This is a genomic window from Thioclava sp. JE_KL1 (genome assembly GCF_009296265.1).
Taxonomy (GTDB): Bacteria; Pseudomonadota; Alphaproteobacteria; order Rhodobacterales; family Rhodobacteraceae; genus Thioclava.
In genome coordinates this window covers 1-16,838 of record NZ_WBJS01000026.1, presented here as the reverse complement: position 1 = coordinate 16,838, position 16,838 = coordinate 1, and the positions used below count along the sequence as shown (strand labels likewise).

At 58.7% G+C, this 16,838-nt stretch carries 15 protein-coding genes and 4 pseudogenes; 15 read left to right on the top strand and 4 right to left on the bottom strand.

What is annotated here, in order from left to right; all coding sequences use genetic code 11:
* From F8R15_RS20185 to F8R15_RS20140, 10 genes are all read left to right on the top strand, one after another.
* Positions 1-1,329: ABC transporter substrate-binding protein (locus F8R15_RS20185; RefSeq protein WP_216644156.1), on the top strand; the 1,329-nt coding region annotated here is incomplete at its 5' end.
* Between the two features lie 69 nt (positions 1,330-1,398).
* A complete protein-coding gene (locus tag F8R15_RS20180; RefSeq protein ID WP_083080170.1) occupies positions 1,399-2,283 on the top strand; it encodes a carbohydrate ABC transporter permease in 885 nt (294 codons plus the stop codon).
* The gene (locus F8R15_RS20175; protein ID WP_083080168.1) at positions 2,280-3,095 is read left to right on the top strand and encodes a carbohydrate ABC transporter permease; all 816 of its coding nucleotides are present in this window, start codon (positions 2,280-2,282) and stop codon (positions 3,093-3,095) included. Before F8R15_RS20180 ends, F8R15_RS20175 begins: the two co-directional genes overlap by 4 nt.
* Positions 3,096-3,109: 14 nt before the next feature.
* Positions 3,110-4,162: an ABC transporter ATP-binding protein gene (locus tag F8R15_RS20170; protein ID WP_152845798.1), complete on the top strand. Its 1,053-nt coding sequence runs from the start codon at positions 3,110-3,112 to the stop codon at positions 4,160-4,162.
* Positions 4,163-4,201: 39 nt separating this feature from the next.
* Positions 4,202-5,329: a hypothetical protein gene (locus F8R15_RS20165; RefSeq protein WP_083080162.1), complete on the top strand. Its 1,128-nt coding sequence runs from the start codon at positions 4,202-4,204 to the stop codon at positions 5,327-5,329.
* A 44-nt stretch (positions 5,330-5,373) separates the two neighbouring features.
* On the top strand, positions 5,374-6,117 hold the full coding sequence (locus tag F8R15_RS20160) for an HpcH/HpaI aldolase/citrate lyase family protein (protein ID WP_368731103.1): 744 nt from the start codon (positions 5,374-5,376) through the stop codon (positions 6,115-6,117).
* On the top strand, positions 6,107-6,820 hold the full coding sequence (locus tag F8R15_RS20155; protein ID WP_152845796.1) for an alpha/beta fold hydrolase: 714 nt from the start codon (positions 6,107-6,109) through the stop codon (positions 6,818-6,820). The genes F8R15_RS20160 and F8R15_RS20155 overlap by 11 nt, the downstream gene beginning before the upstream one ends.
* A 58-nt stretch (positions 6,821-6,878) precedes the next feature.
* Positions 6,879-8,150 carry a 3-oxo-tetronate kinase gene (otnK, locus tag F8R15_RS20150; RefSeq protein WP_368731104.1) on the top strand — a complete coding sequence of 424 codons (1,272 nt, stop codon included), beginning with the start codon at positions 6,879-6,881 and terminating at the stop codon, positions 8,148-8,150.
* Positions 8,147-8,797, top strand: coding sequence for an aldolase (locus F8R15_RS20145; protein ID WP_083080150.1), 651 nt, complete (start codon positions 8,147-8,149; stop codon positions 8,795-8,797). The genes otnK and F8R15_RS20145 overlap by 4 nt, the downstream gene beginning before the upstream one ends.
* Positions 8,794-9,558 carry a hydroxypyruvate isomerase family protein gene (locus F8R15_RS20140; protein WP_152845794.1) on the top strand — a complete coding sequence of 255 codons (765 nt, stop codon included), beginning with the start codon at positions 8,794-8,796 and terminating at the stop codon, positions 9,556-9,558. Before F8R15_RS20145 ends, F8R15_RS20140 begins: the two co-directional genes overlap by 4 nt.
* 149 nt (positions 9,559-9,707) lie before the next feature.
* Here F8R15_RS20140 and F8R15_RS20135 read toward each other — a convergent pair.
* The 4 genes and pseudogenes from F8R15_RS20135 to istA (F8R15_RS20125) all read right to left on the bottom strand — a co-directional run.
* Positions 9,708-9,941, bottom strand: a pseudogene (locus tag F8R15_RS20135) (IS256 family transposase); the annotation flags it as partial.
* 141 nt (positions 9,942-10,082) lie between these two features.
* Positions 10,083-10,244 (bottom strand): hypothetical protein, encoded by a 162-nt coding sequence (locus F8R15_RS21565; protein WP_165757059.1) that lies wholly within the window; start codon positions 10,242-10,244, stop codon positions 10,083-10,085.
* The gene (gene istB / locus F8R15_RS20130) at positions 10,241-10,972 is read right to left on the bottom strand and encodes an IS21-like element helper ATPase IstB (RefSeq protein ID WP_152845793.1); all 732 of its coding nucleotides are present in this window, start codon (positions 10,970-10,972) and stop codon (positions 10,241-10,243) included. The genes F8R15_RS21565 and istB (F8R15_RS20130) overlap by 4 nt, the downstream gene beginning before the upstream one ends.
* A gap of 14 nt (positions 10,973-10,986) precedes the next feature.
* On the bottom strand, positions 10,987-12,519 hold the full coding sequence (gene istA / locus F8R15_RS20125; RefSeq protein WP_152845792.1) for an IS21 family transposase: 1,533 nt from the start codon (positions 12,517-12,519) through the stop codon (positions 10,987-10,989).
* A 238-nt stretch (positions 12,520-12,757) separates the two neighbouring features.
* Here istA (F8R15_RS20125) and istA (F8R15_RS20120) point away from each other — a divergent pair.
* From istA (F8R15_RS20120) to F8R15_RS20100, 5 genes and pseudogenes are all read left to right on the top strand, one after another.
* A pseudogene (gene istA / locus F8R15_RS20120) lies at positions 12,758-14,361 on the top strand (IS21 family transposase).
* Positions 14,291-15,055: pseudogene (gene istB / locus F8R15_RS20115) on the top strand (IS21-like element helper ATPase IstB). The pseudogenes istA (F8R15_RS20120) and istB (F8R15_RS20115) overlap by 71 nt, the downstream one beginning before the upstream one ends.
* A 122-nt stretch (positions 15,056-15,177) precedes the next feature.
* Positions 15,178-15,729 (top strand): AAA family ATPase, encoded by a 552-nt coding sequence (locus F8R15_RS20110; RefSeq protein ID WP_172976277.1) that lies wholly within the window; start codon positions 15,178-15,180, stop codon positions 15,727-15,729.
* A gap of 147 nt (positions 15,730-15,876) precedes the next feature.
* Positions 15,877-16,263 (top strand): DUF2384 domain-containing protein, encoded by a 387-nt coding sequence (locus F8R15_RS20105; RefSeq protein ID WP_152845790.1) that lies wholly within the window; start codon positions 15,877-15,879, stop codon positions 16,261-16,263.
* A 15-nt stretch (positions 16,264-16,278) separates the two neighbouring features.
* Positions 16,279-16,677, top strand: a pseudogene (locus F8R15_RS20100) (transposase); the annotation flags it as partial.
* Positions 16,678-16,838: the final 161 nt, after the last annotated feature.

Below are 16,838 nucleotides of genomic sequence, written 5' to 3'. Positions count from 1 at the left end.
ACGAAAGGTCGCCTCGCTTGTAGCGTTCTTGCAGTTTCGGTTTGGGAGGATCAAATGAAGCAGCTTAAATACGTAGCTGCCATCGCGGCGACGCTTTGTGCAACATCTGCGAGCGCGTGGCAGGCTACAGAGGGCAAGCCCTATGCGGGGGAAACCGTTCACGTTCTAGCGGTGAAATCGAGCCAGTTCGAGGCTCAGGAGGCCCGCCTGCCTACTTTCGAGAAGGCAACCGGCATTAACGTGGTCGTCGACTATGTTCCGTTCCCCAGCATGAAAGAGGCTCTGACAACAGAGATGATTGCAGGAGGGAATTATGATGTTGTCTCAATCATGGATCAATGGGTGCCGTCGCTGAAGAACTTGGTTCAGCCGATAGGCGACGAGATCGCCAAACAGGGCGTCGATTTGTCAAATTATCCCAAGGCTTTCCTGCGTCATGGCTATTTGGACAATAAGCTTGTTGGGTTGCCGGTGCGCGGCCACGTGCAGCTACTATTTTATCGCAAGGATCTGCTCGAGAAGGCTGGTGTTGGTGTGCCGCAAACTTGGGATGACGTGGTCAGCGCCTCCAAGGCGATTCAGGACACCTCGGGTGTTAGTGGTATTGCGCTGCCATACGGGAAGCTGAACGGACAGAACCTCATGGTCTGGATCAATCTTCTGTGGGGGCACGGTGGGAAGCTGTTTGATGCAAGCGGTGCGCCAAGTTTCAATTCCGATGCGGGTGTCGCGGCCACGGAGCAATACGTTGGCTTCTTGACGAAGGACAAAATCGCTCCATCGGGTTCGGCCACCTTTGTGGAGCAGGACGCTGTTAACAGCTTCAAACAAAGCAATTCAGCGATGCTGACGACTTGGTGGTGGGTGCGTTCGCAATTGACTGACCCCGAGCAGTCCAAGGTTGCCGACGATCAACTGGGCTTTGCCCCGATGCCCTCCGTTGGAGATGCACCCCGAACAACTTTCACAAACACTTGGATATTCTCGATCACAAAGGGGTCTCGCAACAAAGACGCAGCGGCCGAGTATCTTGGATGGTTGACCGATCCGGCACTAGAGCGTGACATTTTGCTCGATCCGTCTCTGAGCGAAGTTGTTGCAGTCCACTTCTCCAACATGCGCGACCCGGAAGTGAACAAGCGTTGGGGTGGCATGCATGCCGCGGCAGCAAAAACGCTGGAGACGGCAGAAGGTATGGACTTCGGTGAGAATTGGCCGCGGATATCCGAGATCTTGGAAACGACGATCTCTAGCCTGGCAAGCGGCGCAGAAACCGATACCTCGGCCGCGCTCGACCACGCAGCAGACGAGATTAAGCGGATCCGCTGAGCGCCTGCAATCTCATGGTGAGCCCTCTTCTAGGGCTCGCCTTTCCCCTGACATTGAGAGAGGCCCCCCATGCGGGATCGACCACTATCCTATTTGCTCCTGGTGCCTGCGTTCTTGATCGTTCTGGCGACCACGCTTTACCCGCTCGCCTATTCGTTCGTGATCGCGTTTCGGGAATGGGATCTTACAAAGCAAAACCGTCCCGGAACGTTTGTTGGTCTCGACAATTTCACCTATGCGTTTACTGAGCCGGGCTTTCTAAATTCGCTTTGGGTGACGACGATCTTCGTTGTGACAAGTGTTGTGCTAACCCTTTTCATCGCGATGTCGCTGGCGCTCCTACTGCGGCGCACGGGGCGCATGCATACCTTTACGCGCATCATCTTGATCTTACCTTTCGCAATGAGCCCAGCTCTGATCGGGGTTAGCTACCGCTTCATGTTTAATCCGGAATTTGGCGTGATTGCGAAAGGGCTGGGCGCAATTTTTCCTGCTCTTCAGGGCGTTCCGTGGCTGGCGAGCCCCGACCTCTCTATGGCTATTCTAGTACTGACGGATGTTTGGCACTGGTCCCCCTATATGACGTTTATGTGTCTGGGCGGGCTTGCCTCGGTGCCGCGAGAGACTGAAGAGGCCGCTCGCATCGACGGTGCATCGGGATTTCGAATCTTCTTTGGCATTGTGTTGCCGCAGATGAAGGGCGTGCTGATGGTTGTAGCGGTTCTCAAGACGATCTTTGCGCTCAAGATGTTCGATCAGGTGGTCACACTCACCGGCGGAGGGCCAGGCAACTCAACGGAAACGCTCGCCTATTTCATCTTCAACGTCGGCTTCAAATGGTACGACATGGGCTACGCTTCGGCGCTGGCCTGGATACTTACCGGAATCATGATGCTGATCTCGATCTGGTACGTCCGGATGCTGCTTAGCGAAAGAAAGGTAGCCACAGCATGAAGCGTATATTTCTTTGGTGGGGCGAGCGCGCGCTGCTCCTTTTGGTCTCGTGTATTGTGCTGTTTCCAATCCTTTGGATGTTCCTGACCGCGTTTAAACGGCCGAGGGACGCCTATTCGATCTCTCTCCACTTCAAGCCGACGCTGTCGAATTTCGTCACGGTGTTCTCGGATCCCTGGAACCTCGGAGAAATGGTGGTCAACTCGGTGACGGTCGCGGCAACGACTGTCTTGATCGCTGTACCCTGCGCGGCGCTTGCAGCATATTCGTTTTCCCGCTTCAGGGTGCGGGGTCGCAAGTTTCTCTTCTTTCTGATCCTGTCGACCCAATTCATTCCGGCCGTCGTTATCATTCTGCCCTTCTTTTTGATGTTTCGCACGCTCGGGCTTCTGGACACCCGCATTGCTCTGATCGTTGTCAACCTCGCGATTGTTACGCCCTTCGTCATCTGGATGCTCAAGGGGTTCATCGACGCGATCCCTACAGATAGCGAGGAGGCCGCACTGATTGACGGAGCCTCGCGGTTTCGTGTGATACGCGACATCGTGTTGCCAATGGCGGCACCGGGCGTACTGACCGCGACGATTTTCTGCTTCATTCTAACCTGGAACGAATTCCTTTTCGCTCTGATCCTGACACGTCGCAATGCTGTGACGTTGCCAGTAGGGCTTGTCAGTTTTCGTACGGAGCAGGGTGATCTTTGGAATTTGATGAGCGCTGCAGGCGTCATGATCACGGTGCCGATTTTTATCATGGCTCTTCTTATCCAGAAACACTTCACGCGCGGGATGACCGCAGGCGCAGTCAAATAAAAAGGGGGCCACAGATGGCCGAAGTAAAGCTTGTCGATGTTGAGAAAAGGTATGGCAGCTTTCTTGCTGTTCCAAAACAAAGCCTGACAATCGAGGAGGGGGAGTTCCTAGTGCTCCTCGGTCCCTCGGGCTGCGGTAAGACCACTACGATGCGTATGATCGCAGGTCTTGAAGAAATCACAGCAGGCGATCTCATGATCGGCGGAGAGCGCGTCAATGACAAGCCGCCGAAAGATCGCGACATTGCGATGGTATTCCAAAATTATGGGCTTTATCCGCACATGACGGTGGCCGAGAATATTGGCTATCCATTAAAACTACGTGGTTTCAACCGGCAAGCTCGAGAGGCTCGTGTCGCGGAAACTGCCGAAAAGGTGGAGCTGGGTAAACTGCTCAAGCGGCGTCCCTCGGAACTTTCAGGAGGGCAGCGTCAGCGAGTTGCCTTGGCGCGCGCTATTGTTCGAACGCCTAAATTGTTTCTGATGGATGAGCCGCTTTCGAACCTCGATGCCAAACTGCGCGTGACGATGCGCGCCGAATTGAAACATCTCCATCACGAGTTGGGCGTCACCACAGTCTACGTTACGCATGACCAGATGGAGGCGATGACGCTGGCAAGTCGGGTTGCAGTTATGCGCAAGGGCCGGATCGTGCAGCTCGACACGCCCAAGATGATCTACTCCGAACCTGCCAATCTGTTTGTCGCCAGCTTCATCGGTTCGCCGCCGATGAACCTTATCGACGGCGTCATCTCGCAGGGCACTTTCACGGCTCCGGGCGTTAACCTGCCTGTTTCAGCGGCTGATCGTGGCAATGTGGTCTTGGGAATCCGACCCGAAGAATTGGATCTTGTTCCAGCGGACGGGGAGGGGCTGTTTTCGGGCCTCCTATACGCGTTGGAGCTGACAGGAGAGTCAACATTGGTAACGCTGCGCGAGGGCACGACAGTCGTTTGTGCCCGCGGCGGGGCCGATTTTGACGCACCGATCGGTACGCGTTGCGCGCTGGTCCCGAAGGCGGGTGCGCGGCTCCATCTTTTCGACAAGGACAGCGGCGAGCGAGTCTGAAGCTGAGCGCTGGACAATTCTATACCAAGGAAGAGAACGATGACGAATCTGACCCAGAAAGACGCAGATGCGCGCATAATCAAGAATTCTGATTATGTTTCTTGCACCGTGGCTTTTATCGACTGCAAGAAGCCCGGATCTCACCTAAAGGAAAACTACTCTATCATCGGTCCTGGCGTGACCTCTTCCGATGAACAGGTGGTAAACCTTCCCGAGCCGCACGGCTTCAATATCGGCGCAGCCGCTATGCCCAACGGTATCACCAACAATCTGCATATCCATTTCACCGCCGAAGTCTTCATCGTTCAGAAAGGTGAGTGGACCTTCCGTTGGGGTTCGAACGGCGAAAATGAAATTGTCGGACGTGAAGGCGATATTGTGTCAGTTCCGACATGGATCTTCCGTGGATTTACCAATACCGGCCCCGATGACGGCTGGCTTTTCACGGCGCTTGGCGGAGATAATACTGGCGGCGTTATTTTCCACCCCGAGATCATCAATGAAGCTGCAGATTACGGGCTCTACATCTCAAGCGATAACACGCTTATAGATACCACGCGAGGCGATACCATGCCCGATGAGAGCGGTCGTATTGCGCCAATGCCAGCCGCCGATGTCGACCAGCTGCGCGAGGTCTCCCCCGAGGAGATGCGCAAGCGCGTAGTCACGCATGCTGATCGAGATTTTCGCCCCGCCTTTATCGACGCCAGGCTGCCAGGTTGTGGTGCTGAAATTGCTCCGGTCATTGGTTTCGGCCTGACCCAAAACCGCGAGCATATGTCACCGATTGCTAACCCGCATGGGTTCTCCATCGAATGGCTGCGTCTTGGAGTGCGCACGCATGTCAGTCGTTTCACCCTGAGTGACAAGATGGTGCTGATCGTTCGTTCCGGGAAGATTCGCTTAACTTTTAACGAGGGAGGGGACGTTGCCGTCGATCTGGCTGAGCGTGATACCTACTCGATTCCAGCGGGCACTGTTCGTGCTATTGAGGCGCTTGGCGACGCCCCCGCCGAAGCGCTGATTGTGATCTCGGGGGACCATCGCAAGCGTCCCGAATTCGAGCCAGACGTGATTGATGCTGCGCGCGCTATGGGTTTTGCGCTTGATGCCGGTGGTTACGTCGCAAAGGCAGCTTTGCTGCCGAGCTACAAGCGAGCAAGTTGATGCGAGAAAATACAGTAAAATCTAAAATCGCCGCGGGAGAGGCTGTGATCAACGCATGGCTTTCGATCGCTTCTAGCTATTCAGCAGAAGGGATCGGGTATTCTGGGGTGGACTCAGTCACGGTTGACCTGCAGCACGGGATGCTGAGCTTCTCAGAAGCCTTGCACATGTTGCAGGCAATCTCGGCAACCCCTGCGATTCCTTTGGTGCGCGTGCCGGACCTGAATCCGGCCACGATCATGCACCTTCTCGATGCCGGTAGCTACGGTGTGATCTGCCCGATGATTTCAACGCCGGAGGAAGCTGCAGCCCTGGTCGCGGCGTGTCGTTACCCCCCGGTTGGAACGCGGAGTTTTGGGCCCTCACGAGGATTGCTGTATGGAGGACAGGATTACGTTTCTCACGCCGATAATACCGTGATGGCGATCCCGATGATCGAGACTGCAGAAGCGGTCGAACGGATCGATCAAATACTCGAGGTTGACGGGATCGATATGATTTATCTCGGCCCGAACGATCTGGCCTACTCTATGGATGGCCATGTCGGCTTCCCGCGCCCCAACTCTGAACTTGCCATTGAACGGGTGGTGAAAAGTGCGACGCGCAAGGGTATTCCTGTCGGGATATTTTGCGCCGATGCGCAAGAGGCCTGTAGGCGACGCGAACAAGGATGTGCGCTGGTGACGCCCGGAAATGATTTTAGTCATCTCGTTCGGAGCATGAAAAATGCAGTAGCCACCATCGGGGACGATACCTCTGCTGTCAGCAAGGTAAACCATGGCTACTGAGCTGGCATCCGAGCGGCGTTGGGTACTCCTGCCGGGCACGCTTTGCTCTGGGGAGGTCTTCGCGCCGTTCCTACACGCCCTTGGTGTCCCCGATACCCTCCGACATACCGTCGCTTTGCGGCATGCCGGCATTGATGACTACCTGCCAGACCTAAAAGCGGCCTGTGTGCCTGGCGCGATCCTTTGCGGATTTTCACTCGGGGCGATTGTTGCGGCGCATTTGGCTGATAGGCTCCCAGTAAGCGAAGTAATCTTATTCGCGCTCAACCCTCATGCTGATCCGCCCGAGAAACGACCTGAACGGTTGGCCCTCGCACGTGAAGTGGTTGCAATGGGCGGTGCTGCTGCATTGGCACCACGTCTCTCAGAGTTTGCGGGCAAGAACTCTGTTCAAGCCCGAACTACGCTTTTGTCAATGGCCGACCAGACTGCGGGCGATATAGCAGCGCAGACTGAATTGGCGTCGAGCCGTCCGGGGGCCTTGGGCAGCCTTTCGCGCACACTGGTACCGGTAACGTTTTTAACCGGGACGTGTGATACGATGACGCCGCTCGATCTCGCGCAGAAAGCAGCGCGAGCTGCGCCGAAAAGTCGCGTCATCGCATTGCACGGTCTTGGTCATTTCGCGCTACTGGAAGACCCCGATAGATGCAGCCGGGCTATGACTCAGCCTGATGACGAAGACGGGGCAAATATCCTATGAGCGCGAACGTTTCGCGCGAGCACGTCAGCTGTGCATGGCAGTTTTGAAAGGGCAATAGATTATGACGGTTCTAGGCTGTATCGCGGATGACTTCACCGGAGCGACGGATCTCGCCGCGCTGCTCGCGCGCAGTGGTGTGCCGGTTTCGCTGCGTATTGGAGTGCCCAAAGAGCCGCCCGCGGCAACGGATATGGTCGAAGTGGTGGCGCTCAAAACGCGAACCGCGCCAGTCGAGGATGCGGTGGCGCAAGCTCGTGCTGCATTGCATTGGCTCCAAGAGGCAGGTGCGCAACGTTTTTTCTGGAAATACTGCTCGACATTCGACAGCACAGAAGCCGGAAACATAGGCCCGGTGGCTGAAGCGTTAATGCGCGATCTGAATACCGATCAAACGATTTACTGTCCTGCCTTTCCAGAAAACGGCCGTACGATCTTTATGGGCAATCTATTCGTGGGGCAGCAGCCTTTAGCGGAAAGCCCGATGAAGGACCATCCGCTGACTCCGATGCGCGACAGCAATCTTCTCCGTTTACTTGGCCCCCAGGTAACGCAGCCGGTCGGTCTGGTGGACCGATTGAGCGTGGCGCGGGGAGCAGAGGTGATACGTTCCGAATTAGCGGCGTTCAAGGCCTCGGGCACGACACATATAGTGATTGATGCCGTAGCCGAATCTGATCTGGAAGCGATCGCGACGGCCTGTCGGGAAATGCCCCTTCTTACGGGGGCAAGCTCGGTGGCGATGCCGCTACCGAAGTTGCTAATGGCAGATCAGATTTTGCCGCGTGAGGCGGTCAGAATCGGGCCTCTTTTGGTCCCGCCCGAAACAGTGGTGTTGTCAGGTAGTTGCTCGGCAATGACACAAAAGCAGGTGCTACACTACTTGGCGACAGGGGCAGCTGGCTTCTGCCTTGATCCGCTGGAACTGGCTGCCACTGGGGCCGAACCGGTCCTGAACTGGTTGATGGCACAGGATCTTGCCGCGGCACCGTTGATCTATGCCACTTCCGAGCCGGCAAAAGTTAAGGCGGTTCAGGACCGGCTGGGTGTCGCAAAAGCGGGTCGCATTGTTGAAGAAACTCTTGCTGCCTGCGCGTGCGCTGCGCGTGATGCGGGCGCACGGCGGATCATCGTAGCGGGCGGCGAGACTTCTGGAGCGGTAACCAATGCTCTTGGGCTCGATCGGCTTCATATCGGGGCTGAGATCTCTGCTGGAGTGCCATGGACATACGGTCAATCAGATGGCTTTCAGATAGCGCTCGCGCTGAAATCCGGTAATTTTGGAACCGAGGCATTTTTTTCGGAGGCCCAAAGGAGGTTGGAAACAGCATGAGCGCGCAAACGCGGCTTCGCGAAAAAATTTGTCTGCTTGCCAAATCAATGTTCGATCGTGGGCTGACTGGTGGTAGTACGGGCAATATATCAGCGCGTACAGACGATGGTGGGTTGTTGGTTAGTCCTACTGGCACGAGTTTTGGCCGCCTTGACCCCGTGCGGCTGAGCCTGTTTGACGCTCAGGGCAGGTTGATTGACGGTGACGCACCCACAAAAGAGATGCCGTTGCATAGTGCTTTTTACGAAACACGCTCTAATGCGGGTGCGGTGGTACACCTTCATTCGTGCCATGCGGTTGCTTTGTCGATGCTCCCGTGCGCGGACCCCGATAATTTCCTGCCTCCGCTCACCCCTTACGCGATCATGAAACTGGGAAAGGTGACGTTGTTGCCCTACTTCATGCCGGGCGATGCCGCGATGGGTAGGGCGGTTCGGGGACTTGCCGGCAAACGATCGGCGGTAATGCTGGCCAATCATGGGCCGGTCGTTGCGGGCAAGGATGTCGAGGCTGCCTGCAATGCAATCGAGGAGCTAGAGGATACCGCGCGTCTGAGTTTGATGACGAGGGGCTTGGCGCCGCGCGGTCTAGATGCGGGCCAGATTCAGAAGCTAGTCAAAACCTTCAATGTTGAGTGGGATGCATGAAATTCTCAGCCAATCTTGGATTTCTGTGGGCGGACAAACCTTTGCCCGACGCGATACGCGCCGCGAGTGTCGCAGGTTTCGACGCGGTCGAATGTCACTGGCCTTACAACGTCGCTTCTGAAGAAGTCCGGTCCGCGCTTGACGAGACGGAATTGAAAATGCTCGGGATCAATACCGCGCGTGGAAATGTTGCCGCGGGCGATAACGGACTTTGTGCGCTTCCCGGTCGTGAAGATGAGGCAAAGGCTAGCATTGACGAGGCCATCACCTACGCGCGCGAGATTGGAGCCTCCAACGTGCATGTCATGGCTGGGTTCTCAAGTGGTCCCACCGCGCATGCAACGTTTGTAGAGGCGCTCCGCTACGCCTGCGCCGCCGCTGCGCCAAGCAATATCACCATTTTGATAGAGCCGCTTAACGGTTATGACGCGCCCGGTTATTTCCTGAAGACGACTGACCAGGCTCTCGAAATCATTCGGCAAGTTGGTGAGCGAAACCTGAAATTAATGTTCGATTGCTATCATGTGCAGTTAACTGAGGGAGATCTGACTCATCGGCTTATGGCATTGCAAGGTGACATTGGGCATATCCAATTTGCCTCTGTTCCCGACCGCGGCGCGCCCGATCATGGCGAGGTCGATTACCGTCATGTTTTCGAGCTGATTTCCAAGCTGGGGTATCACGCGGCCCTCGGGGCAGAATACAAACCTGTGGGCGAGACCGGCGAGACTCTTGGTTGGATGCGTAAGTTTCTGGGCTAAGGGCAAAAACCTGCAAGCTCAACACAGTCGACCCTTCTTGATGGCTGCCCGCTATCCTAAGCGCCATCGTGGCTGGGAATATGTACAGGGTCGAAGAGCTTCTGCCATTGAACTACATGAGCTATGCCCGAAAGTTGGTGACGGCCTGATCAGGCGGCGTCTTGAAGTTGCTTGATCCCGTCCTTGAAGGCAATGCCCTGGACGATCTCGGGCAGTCGATTGGCCCCGTCCAGCTTTCGCCATTTCGCCTGCGCCGACATCATCAGCCTGAAGGCCATGGCAAGCCCAGTTTTCCGGCTCAGGCATCCCTTGGTCTTGCCGGTGCGGTGCCGGACGGTGGCGAAGGTGCTTTCGATAGGGTTTGAGGTGCGAACGTGTTTCCAGACCTTATGATTGTGAACAGGCATGCAATTTTGACCCCGTAGCGGGGTAATAGGCATCCAAAAATGCCCCCCCTTTTGCGCACACCGACGCATCCGGTCGGTCATTCCGACAACATCCGGTCAGGTGTTCCGGATATCCGGTCACCGCGAGACGTCGCCACTGAGCGTGCTTTCTTGATGTCGCCTCTGTTTGATGCGGTCAAGCTTTTCGAGGCTCGCGATAGGGGAGCCGCGCGCGGCGCCGTGCGCGCCCCACGACGCTGGCGCGGCGTCGCGCGTGGCGGTGACGCTGTCGCGCGTCATGTTTCGTTCTTTCGCAATGAGGGGCCGTCCAAGGGCAGCCTGTGAGCGTTGTGGACGATGCGGTCGAGGATTGCATCGGCGAAGGTCGGCTCGCCGATGACGTCGTGCCAGGCGTCGACGGGCAGTTGGCTGGTGATGATGATCGATCCGTTCTGGTAGCGGTCCTCGACGATTTCCATCAGGTCCCGGCGCTGCGATGTTGTCAGCCGTTCGGGCCCCCAGTCGTCCAGGATGAGCAGGTCGGTGCGAATGATCTGGCGGAACAAGCGGGGAAACCGCCCGTCACCATGGGCGAGTTCGAGATCGGCGAACAGGCGCGACAAGCGGTGATAGAGGACGGTGCGACCGTCGCGGCAGGCCTTCTGTCCGAGCGCGCAGGCCAGCCAGGTCTTTCCGACACCGCAGGGGCCGGTGATGATCAGATTTTGCCGCTTTCCGATCCAGTCGCCGTGCGCGAGCTGGCGGAACAGGTCCCGGTCGAGTTGCCGCGGGGCGCGGTAATTGACGTCCTCGATGGCGGCGCCACCATGGCGCAACTTGGCCGCGCGCATCCGGCTCTGGTAGCGCTTCGTGCTGCGGTTCGCGGCCTCGCGGTCGATCAGAAGGCCCAGCCATTCGGCATGGCTGAGCTCGGTGGCATCGTCTTGCCGCTGCAACTCGGCGAAGGCCTCCGCCATGCCATCGAGCTTGAGGGCACGCAGGTGGTTCAGGGTGGGATGGTCGAGCATTCGGATGTCTCCTCTCAGTGGAAATAGCTGGCGCCGCGGATATTGGGATGGGTGATCGCCGGGCCCTCCGCGGGGGTCTCTGGCCGTCGGCGATGCAGGTTGTTCCGGAGGATTGATTTGACCGAGCTGTAAGACAGGCCGCCAATCTCGCCAGCACGTAGGCAGGCGGCTTCAAGGGCGTCCCGGCCATGGGGCTTGGCGAGGCGCAGGATCCCGATGCAGGCGCGGAAGCCTTGCTCGGGATGGGGTTTGGCGCGCAGGATCAGATCCACCAGGGTCGCCGTGTTGGGACCGATCTTCTCGGCCATGCGCCGCAGTTCGGCGGGGGTAAGCCCGGCATATCGGCGATGGCTGGCGGGCATGTGCGCGGCCACGGTCGTATGCTTGCGGTTCCCGGACGTCCGGACATGGGATGCCACGCGCTGTCCTTCATGGAAGATCTCGACGGTCCGGGCCGTGATCCGAGCCCAGAGCGTCTTCTTCAGGAGTTGGTGGGGCACGGAGTAGTAGTGCTTATGAACCTCGACATGGTAATCGAGGCCGACCCGCCGCTCGACCCAGTCGGCATACTCGTAGGGGGCCGCGGGCAACGGCCGGAGCGCGGGCTGGTCGAGCTGTTCGAACAGATCCCGGCGGCTGGCGCCCAGGTGCCGGGTCACCTTGCCGTTCAGTCCCGGCAGCAGATCGCGGATCGCCGCGTTCACTTCGCCCAGAGAAAAGAACCGCCGTTTGCGCAGCCGCGCGATGATCCAGCGCTGGACGACAAGAACGCCGACCTCGGCCTTCGCTTTGTCGCGAGGCTTGTAGGGACGCGCCGGCAGGATCGCCGTGCCGTAATGAGCGGCCATCTCGGCATAGGTGCGGTTGATCTGCGGCTCATGAAAGCAGGCCTTGATCACACCAGCCTTGAGATTATCCGAGACGATCTGCTCGGGCACACCGCCGAAGAAGGCCAGCATGCGAACATGCGCGCCGATCCAGTCCGGCAGGCTCTGGGTCCAGGTCGCCTCGACATAGGTATAGTTCGAGGCCCCCAGGACCCCGACGAAGATTTGCGCCACGCGGATCGCGCCGGTCTCGCCATCGATCACCTCGATGGTATCGCCGGAATAGTCGACGAACACGCGCTCGCCAGCCGCATGGTGCTGGCGCATGGTGGGCGACAGGCGACCTTCCCAGCGACGGTAGAGGTCGCAGAACCGACTGTATCCATAGCCATCGTCCGGATGGGCGGCGCGATACTCCTCCCAGATCAGCGACAGCGTGACCCCCTTGCGGCGGAGTTGCCGATGAACCGCAGCCCAATCCGGCTGCGCTAATCCTCGGCGCGTTTGGCCGCCCGGCGGTGCAAACAGCCGTCGTTCCAGCGCGGCTTCGTCGAGCCCGTCCGGGAGCGGCCAACACAGTCCGGCCCGATCCGCCCGCTTGAGATACTCGCTGATCGTCGACTGCCCGACGTTCAGGCTCCTCGCGATCTTCCGCGTCGACAATCCGGTGGCCCTCAGGCGAAGGGCTTCTGAAATTTTGCGCATTGGCAATCGTCTCATTCTGGGGCTCCTTGCTCGTCCTCGATGACGGCAAGGCTACCCTGCTGCACGATCGCCCAGCAGCCGGTCTCACAACTCGAAACCGGGATGATCGGATACCCCGGAACCCGTGACCGGATTAAATCGGAATGACCGACCGGATATTATCGGAATCCGTGACCGGATGACCCCGGTGTGCGCACCCCCTTTACACTGATGTGGATGATGCTCCCGAGGTCATCGGGGAGCACAGTGTGGGATGTTGGTTGTGGAGACGATTGCGAAGATCCGGCGGGCGTATTTTCAGGACAAGAAGTCGATCAAACAGATTTGCCGAGAGCTGCGGGTCTCGCGGAATACGGTGCGCAAGGTAATCCGGTCAGGGGCAACCGAACTGACCTACGAGCGCACGATCCAGCCGCTACCGAAGATCGGCCCCTGGACGGGTAAGCTCAATGACATGCTGGCGGCTAACGCTCGAAAGCCGAAGCGTGAACGGCTCACCCTCATCCGGATCTTCGAGGAACTACGCGCCCGCGGCTACGAGGGCGGCTATGATGCCGTCCGACGCTACGCCGCTTCCTGGAACAGGGAGGAACGGGGGTCGTCGGCTGCCGCGTATGTCCCGCTGACCTTCGACCCGGGCGAGGCCTATCAGTTTGACTGGAGCCATGAGATTGTGTTGATCGACGGGGTGACGACCACGGTGAAGGTTGCCCACGTTCGCCTGTGTCACAGCCGGATGCTATTCGTCCGAGCCTATCCTCGCGAGACGCAGGAGATGGTCTTCGACGCCCACGACAAGGCTTTCGCCTTCTTCGGCGGGACCTGCACGCGCGGGATCTACGACAGCGGGAATTGTCCGCCATTGGTCCGAGGACAATGGACGCGAAGACGGCGGTGGACACGATCTTCGTCGGCCGCGATCGCGCCTACAATCGACGCTTTCAACAGATGTGCGGGCATTACCTGGTCGATCCAGTTGCCTGCACCCCGGCCTCGGGCTGGGAGAAAGGACAGGTCGAGAACCAGGTCGGGGTCGTGCGGCGGCGGTTCTTCGTCCCACGGCCCAAGTTCAAAAGCTACGCCGAGCTCAATGCCTTGCTTGAAGATCGCTGCGTGGCCTGGGCAAAGGCCAATCTCCATCAAGAGCTCAGGGACCAGACGAACTGGGACGTATTCCAAGCCGAGCGCGAGAGCCTCGTGCCCTATGTCGGCCCGTTCGACGGCTTTCACGCCGTGCCTGCCTCGGTGTCCAAGACCTGCCTCGTGCGGTTCGACAATAATCGATACTCAGTCGATGCACGCGCCGTCGGACGACCGGTCGAGATCCGCGCCTATGCCGAGCGCATCGAGTTCTGGCAAGACGGCAAGGTCGTTGGCCAGCACGAGCGCGCCTTCGGACGCAACAAGGACGTCTACAACCCTCTGCACTACATCCCTGTTCTTGCGCGCAAACCGGGCGCCTTGCGCAACGGCGCGCCTTTCAAGGGCTGGGAGCTGCCGCCCGCGATAAAGCGTGTTCAGCGCAAGCTCGGGAAGGTGCCGAACGGTGATCGCCAGATGGTCCAGATCCTGAGCATGATCCCCACCGATGGGTTGGATGCGGTGGAAGCTGCCTGTTCGGAGGCGCTGATGGAAGGGGCTCCGGCAGCGGCCGTCGTGCTGAACATCCTGGCCCGGCATCGTGAACCACCACCGCCACTGACAATCACCACACCGGATGCGCTGCGTCTGACCTGCGAACCAGTGGCCGACTGCAAGCGCTATGACAGTCTGAGGAGACCAAACCATGGAAAGGTCACAGGTGCTGGACGCGATGGGCCAGCTGAAGCTCTATGGAATGAAGGCCGCTTACGATGAGATCATCACCACGGCCGTGAAGCGGCAGCACGGGCCACAGCAGATCGTCGGTGATCTGTTGAACGCCGAAATCAGCGAGGTGAGGCGTGAGCCGCCACTGGTTCGAGGCCACGCCGAACGGCACGCTCGATCAAGTATCAGCTGACCATCGCCCGACTGCCTTTGGCAAAGGAAATCGACGAGTTCACCTTTGAGGACACGCCGGTGAACGAGACGCTGGTGCGCGACCTCGCAACAGGTGACTTCCTCGATCAACAGCGCAACGTCGGGCTGATCGGCGGCACTGGGACCGGAAAGTCGCATCTCGCCGTCAGTATTGCACGAGCCTGCATAAGACGTGGCAAGCGCGGCCGGTTTCTTCAATGTTGTGGACTTGGTGAACAAGCTCGATGCCGAGGCCCGCGCCGATCGCCAGGGGCGCACTACCGATCTGCTCTGCCGCCTCGACTTCCTGATCCTCGACGAGTTGGGCTACCTACCATTCGCTCAGACCGGCGGGCAGCTCCTCTTCCATCTCATAAGCCGCCTCTACGAGCGCACCTCGATTATCGTGACGACCAACCTCGACTTCGGAGAGTGGCCCTCGGTCTTCGGCGATGCGAAGATGACGACCGCGCTTCTCGACCGACTTACCCACCATTGCGATATCGTCGAAACCGGCAATGAGAGCTGGCGCTTCAAGACCCGCGAATGACCGAAGACCCGCTGGCCCGATACGGCTGCGCGGTGTGATAGCTACACCGCATCGGGCCAGCTCTCGTCGTGCCAAAGGGGGTCAATTTTGGGCGCCGATTGGGGGTCAAGATTGCGTGCCGATTGACAGAACTGATCGACGCCGCGAACGAACCCGCGGGCTTCGCGGTTGCGGGCAGTCAAAGAGGTTGGGCGACGGCCCAACCCGGCCGTCCTGTGGAGCTCATTCTGCGCGAGCGTGTCGGTAACCCGGTCATCGTGATCGATGAAGTAGATAAGGTCGGCGATGTGCGTTCAGATCGAGGCTTCAGCTTCGCGCTGAGCAATGCGCTCTTACCGCTGCTCGAACCCCTCAGCGCGCGGACCTGGAACTGCCCCTACTTCCGGGTGCGGTTCGATATGCGCTGGATCACTTGGGTTCTGACGTCGAACAATCGTCGCACCGTGCCAGCGCCACTCCTGAGCCGCTGTCGTGTCGTCGACATCCCACCGCTCTCTGGCGCGCATCTGGCGTATTTCGCGCGCCGGGAAGGGGTGGCGCGCGGCCTGCCGGCGGATACGGTCGACGCGCTGGTGGATATGCTGCGAGGCGTCGGGCGCGGGTGGGACCTGCGCGCGGTGCTCAAGCTGATCGAGGGCGTGCTTGCACGTGAAGCCCTGCCGCTGCTGCATTGACGACAATACTTATGCGGCACCGCGCTGCCGAGCTCAGAGGCACGCTGTCAGGTGCGTCGCCGACACTCTGGCGCAACGCGTTTGATCCGAGGTTCGGGTCAACCCTTTCGTGCCGACGTGGAGAAAGCCTGCTTGAGGAGAGAGCGGATGGAGATCAAAGGCAACAGCTTTTCTCAGGTGGAGATCGAAGTGTTCCTGAAGGCCCATTCGCGCCTTGCGCGCGCATGGGGCCTTTCGGAAAGCGAAGCCTCTGGCCTCTTCGGAATGCCTGAGCCAGTTTGGAGCGGCCTGCAGGAGCCGGGCGATGCTCCATCTCTGACCGAGGATCAACTCCTCCGGCTTTCTGCCGCGCTTGGGATTTACAAGGCACTTGAACTCTATTTCGCCAAGCCGCTCGCGCGCACTTGGATGACACGGCCCAACACCGGGCCGCTGTTTCTCGGTGCACGCCCGGTTGATGTGGCGATCAAAGGAGGATTGGAAAAAATCTTGGAGATCCGGAAATATCTCGATGCTTACTTTGCTGGAGCGTGAGGCGTGGCCCGCACGCTCAAGCAGTTCCGCCGGAATTACTCTGATCCAAACCGGGGGCCGACGGGCAAGGGGACCGCACGCTATCGCGCCTTGAAAGAAGTCTGCCAAGTCTGCCCGTCCAAGCAAAAATACTGCCCCAACGCTGATGCGCGCAAGATCACCCGCGAGGAGCACGAAGATGCGCGTCAGGTCGCTAGGGATCTGGCCAAAACCGCAGAATACCAGATTGCAATGAAGCTCAGGACGAAGGTCGAAATGCTCTTCGCCCACCTCAAACGCATTCTCGGGCTGGGACGACTGCGATTACGTGCGCCGTGCGGCGCAAATGACGAATTCCTCCTCGCCGCCACCGCCCAAAACCTCCGCAAACTAGCCAAGATCCTTCCTGCAACGCAGCAAACGCGAAAAGTCTGACAGGAAAGGCACTCGGTAAGCGCGACGCCGGCCCCCTCCTGCCATTTCTGACTTGATCCAGCCATTCTGTGCGCATGGGCGTGAGGGAGGTTTTGGATTTTGGAAGTAGACGGCAAAATGGGCGTCCATTTGGACGGCTCGATGGGCTTAGGAGTTTCCCG

Excerpts from the sequence above, each read along its gene's own strand:
- F8R15_RS20180 (WP_083080170.1), top strand. The coding sequence starts at position 1,399 with ATGCGGGATCGACCACTATCCTATTTGCTCCTGGTGCCTGCGTTCTTG.
- F8R15_RS20175 (WP_083080168.1), top strand. The coding sequence starts at position 2,280 with ATGAAGCGTATATTTCTTTGGTGGGGCGAGCGCGCGCTGCTCCTTTTG.
- F8R15_RS20170 (WP_152845798.1), top strand. The coding sequence starts at position 3,110 with ATGGCCGAAGTAAAGCTTGTCGATGTTGAGAAAAGGTATGGCAGCTTT.
- F8R15_RS20165 (WP_083080162.1), top strand. The coding sequence starts at position 4,202 with ATGACGAATCTGACCCAGAAAGACGCAGATGCGCGCATAATCAAGAAT.
- F8R15_RS20155 (WP_152845796.1), top strand. The coding sequence starts at position 6,107 with ATGGCTACTGAGCTGGCATCCGAGCGGCGTTGGGTACTCCTGCCGGGC.
- F8R15_RS20145 (WP_083080150.1), top strand. The coding sequence starts at position 8,147 with ATGAGCGCGCAAACGCGGCTTCGCGAAAAAATTTGTCTGCTTGCCAAA.
- F8R15_RS20140 (WP_152845794.1), top strand. The coding sequence starts at position 8,794 with ATGAAATTCTCAGCCAATCTTGGATTTCTGTGGGCGGACAAACCTTTG.
- F8R15_RS21565 (WP_165757059.1), bottom strand. The coding sequence starts at position 10,244 with ATGACGCGCGACAGCGTCACCGCCACGCGCGACGCCGCGCCAGCGTCG.
- istB (WP_152845793.1), bottom strand. The coding sequence starts at position 10,972 with ATGCTCGACCATCCCACCCTGAACCACCTGCGTGCCCTCAAGCTCGAT.
- istA (WP_152845792.1), bottom strand. The coding sequence starts at position 12,519 with ATGAGACGATTGCCAATGCGCAAAATTTCAGAAGCCCTTCGCCTGAGG.
- F8R15_RS20105 (WP_152845790.1), top strand. The coding sequence starts at position 15,877 with ATGGAGATCAAAGGCAACAGCTTTTCTCAGGTGGAGATCGAAGTGTTC.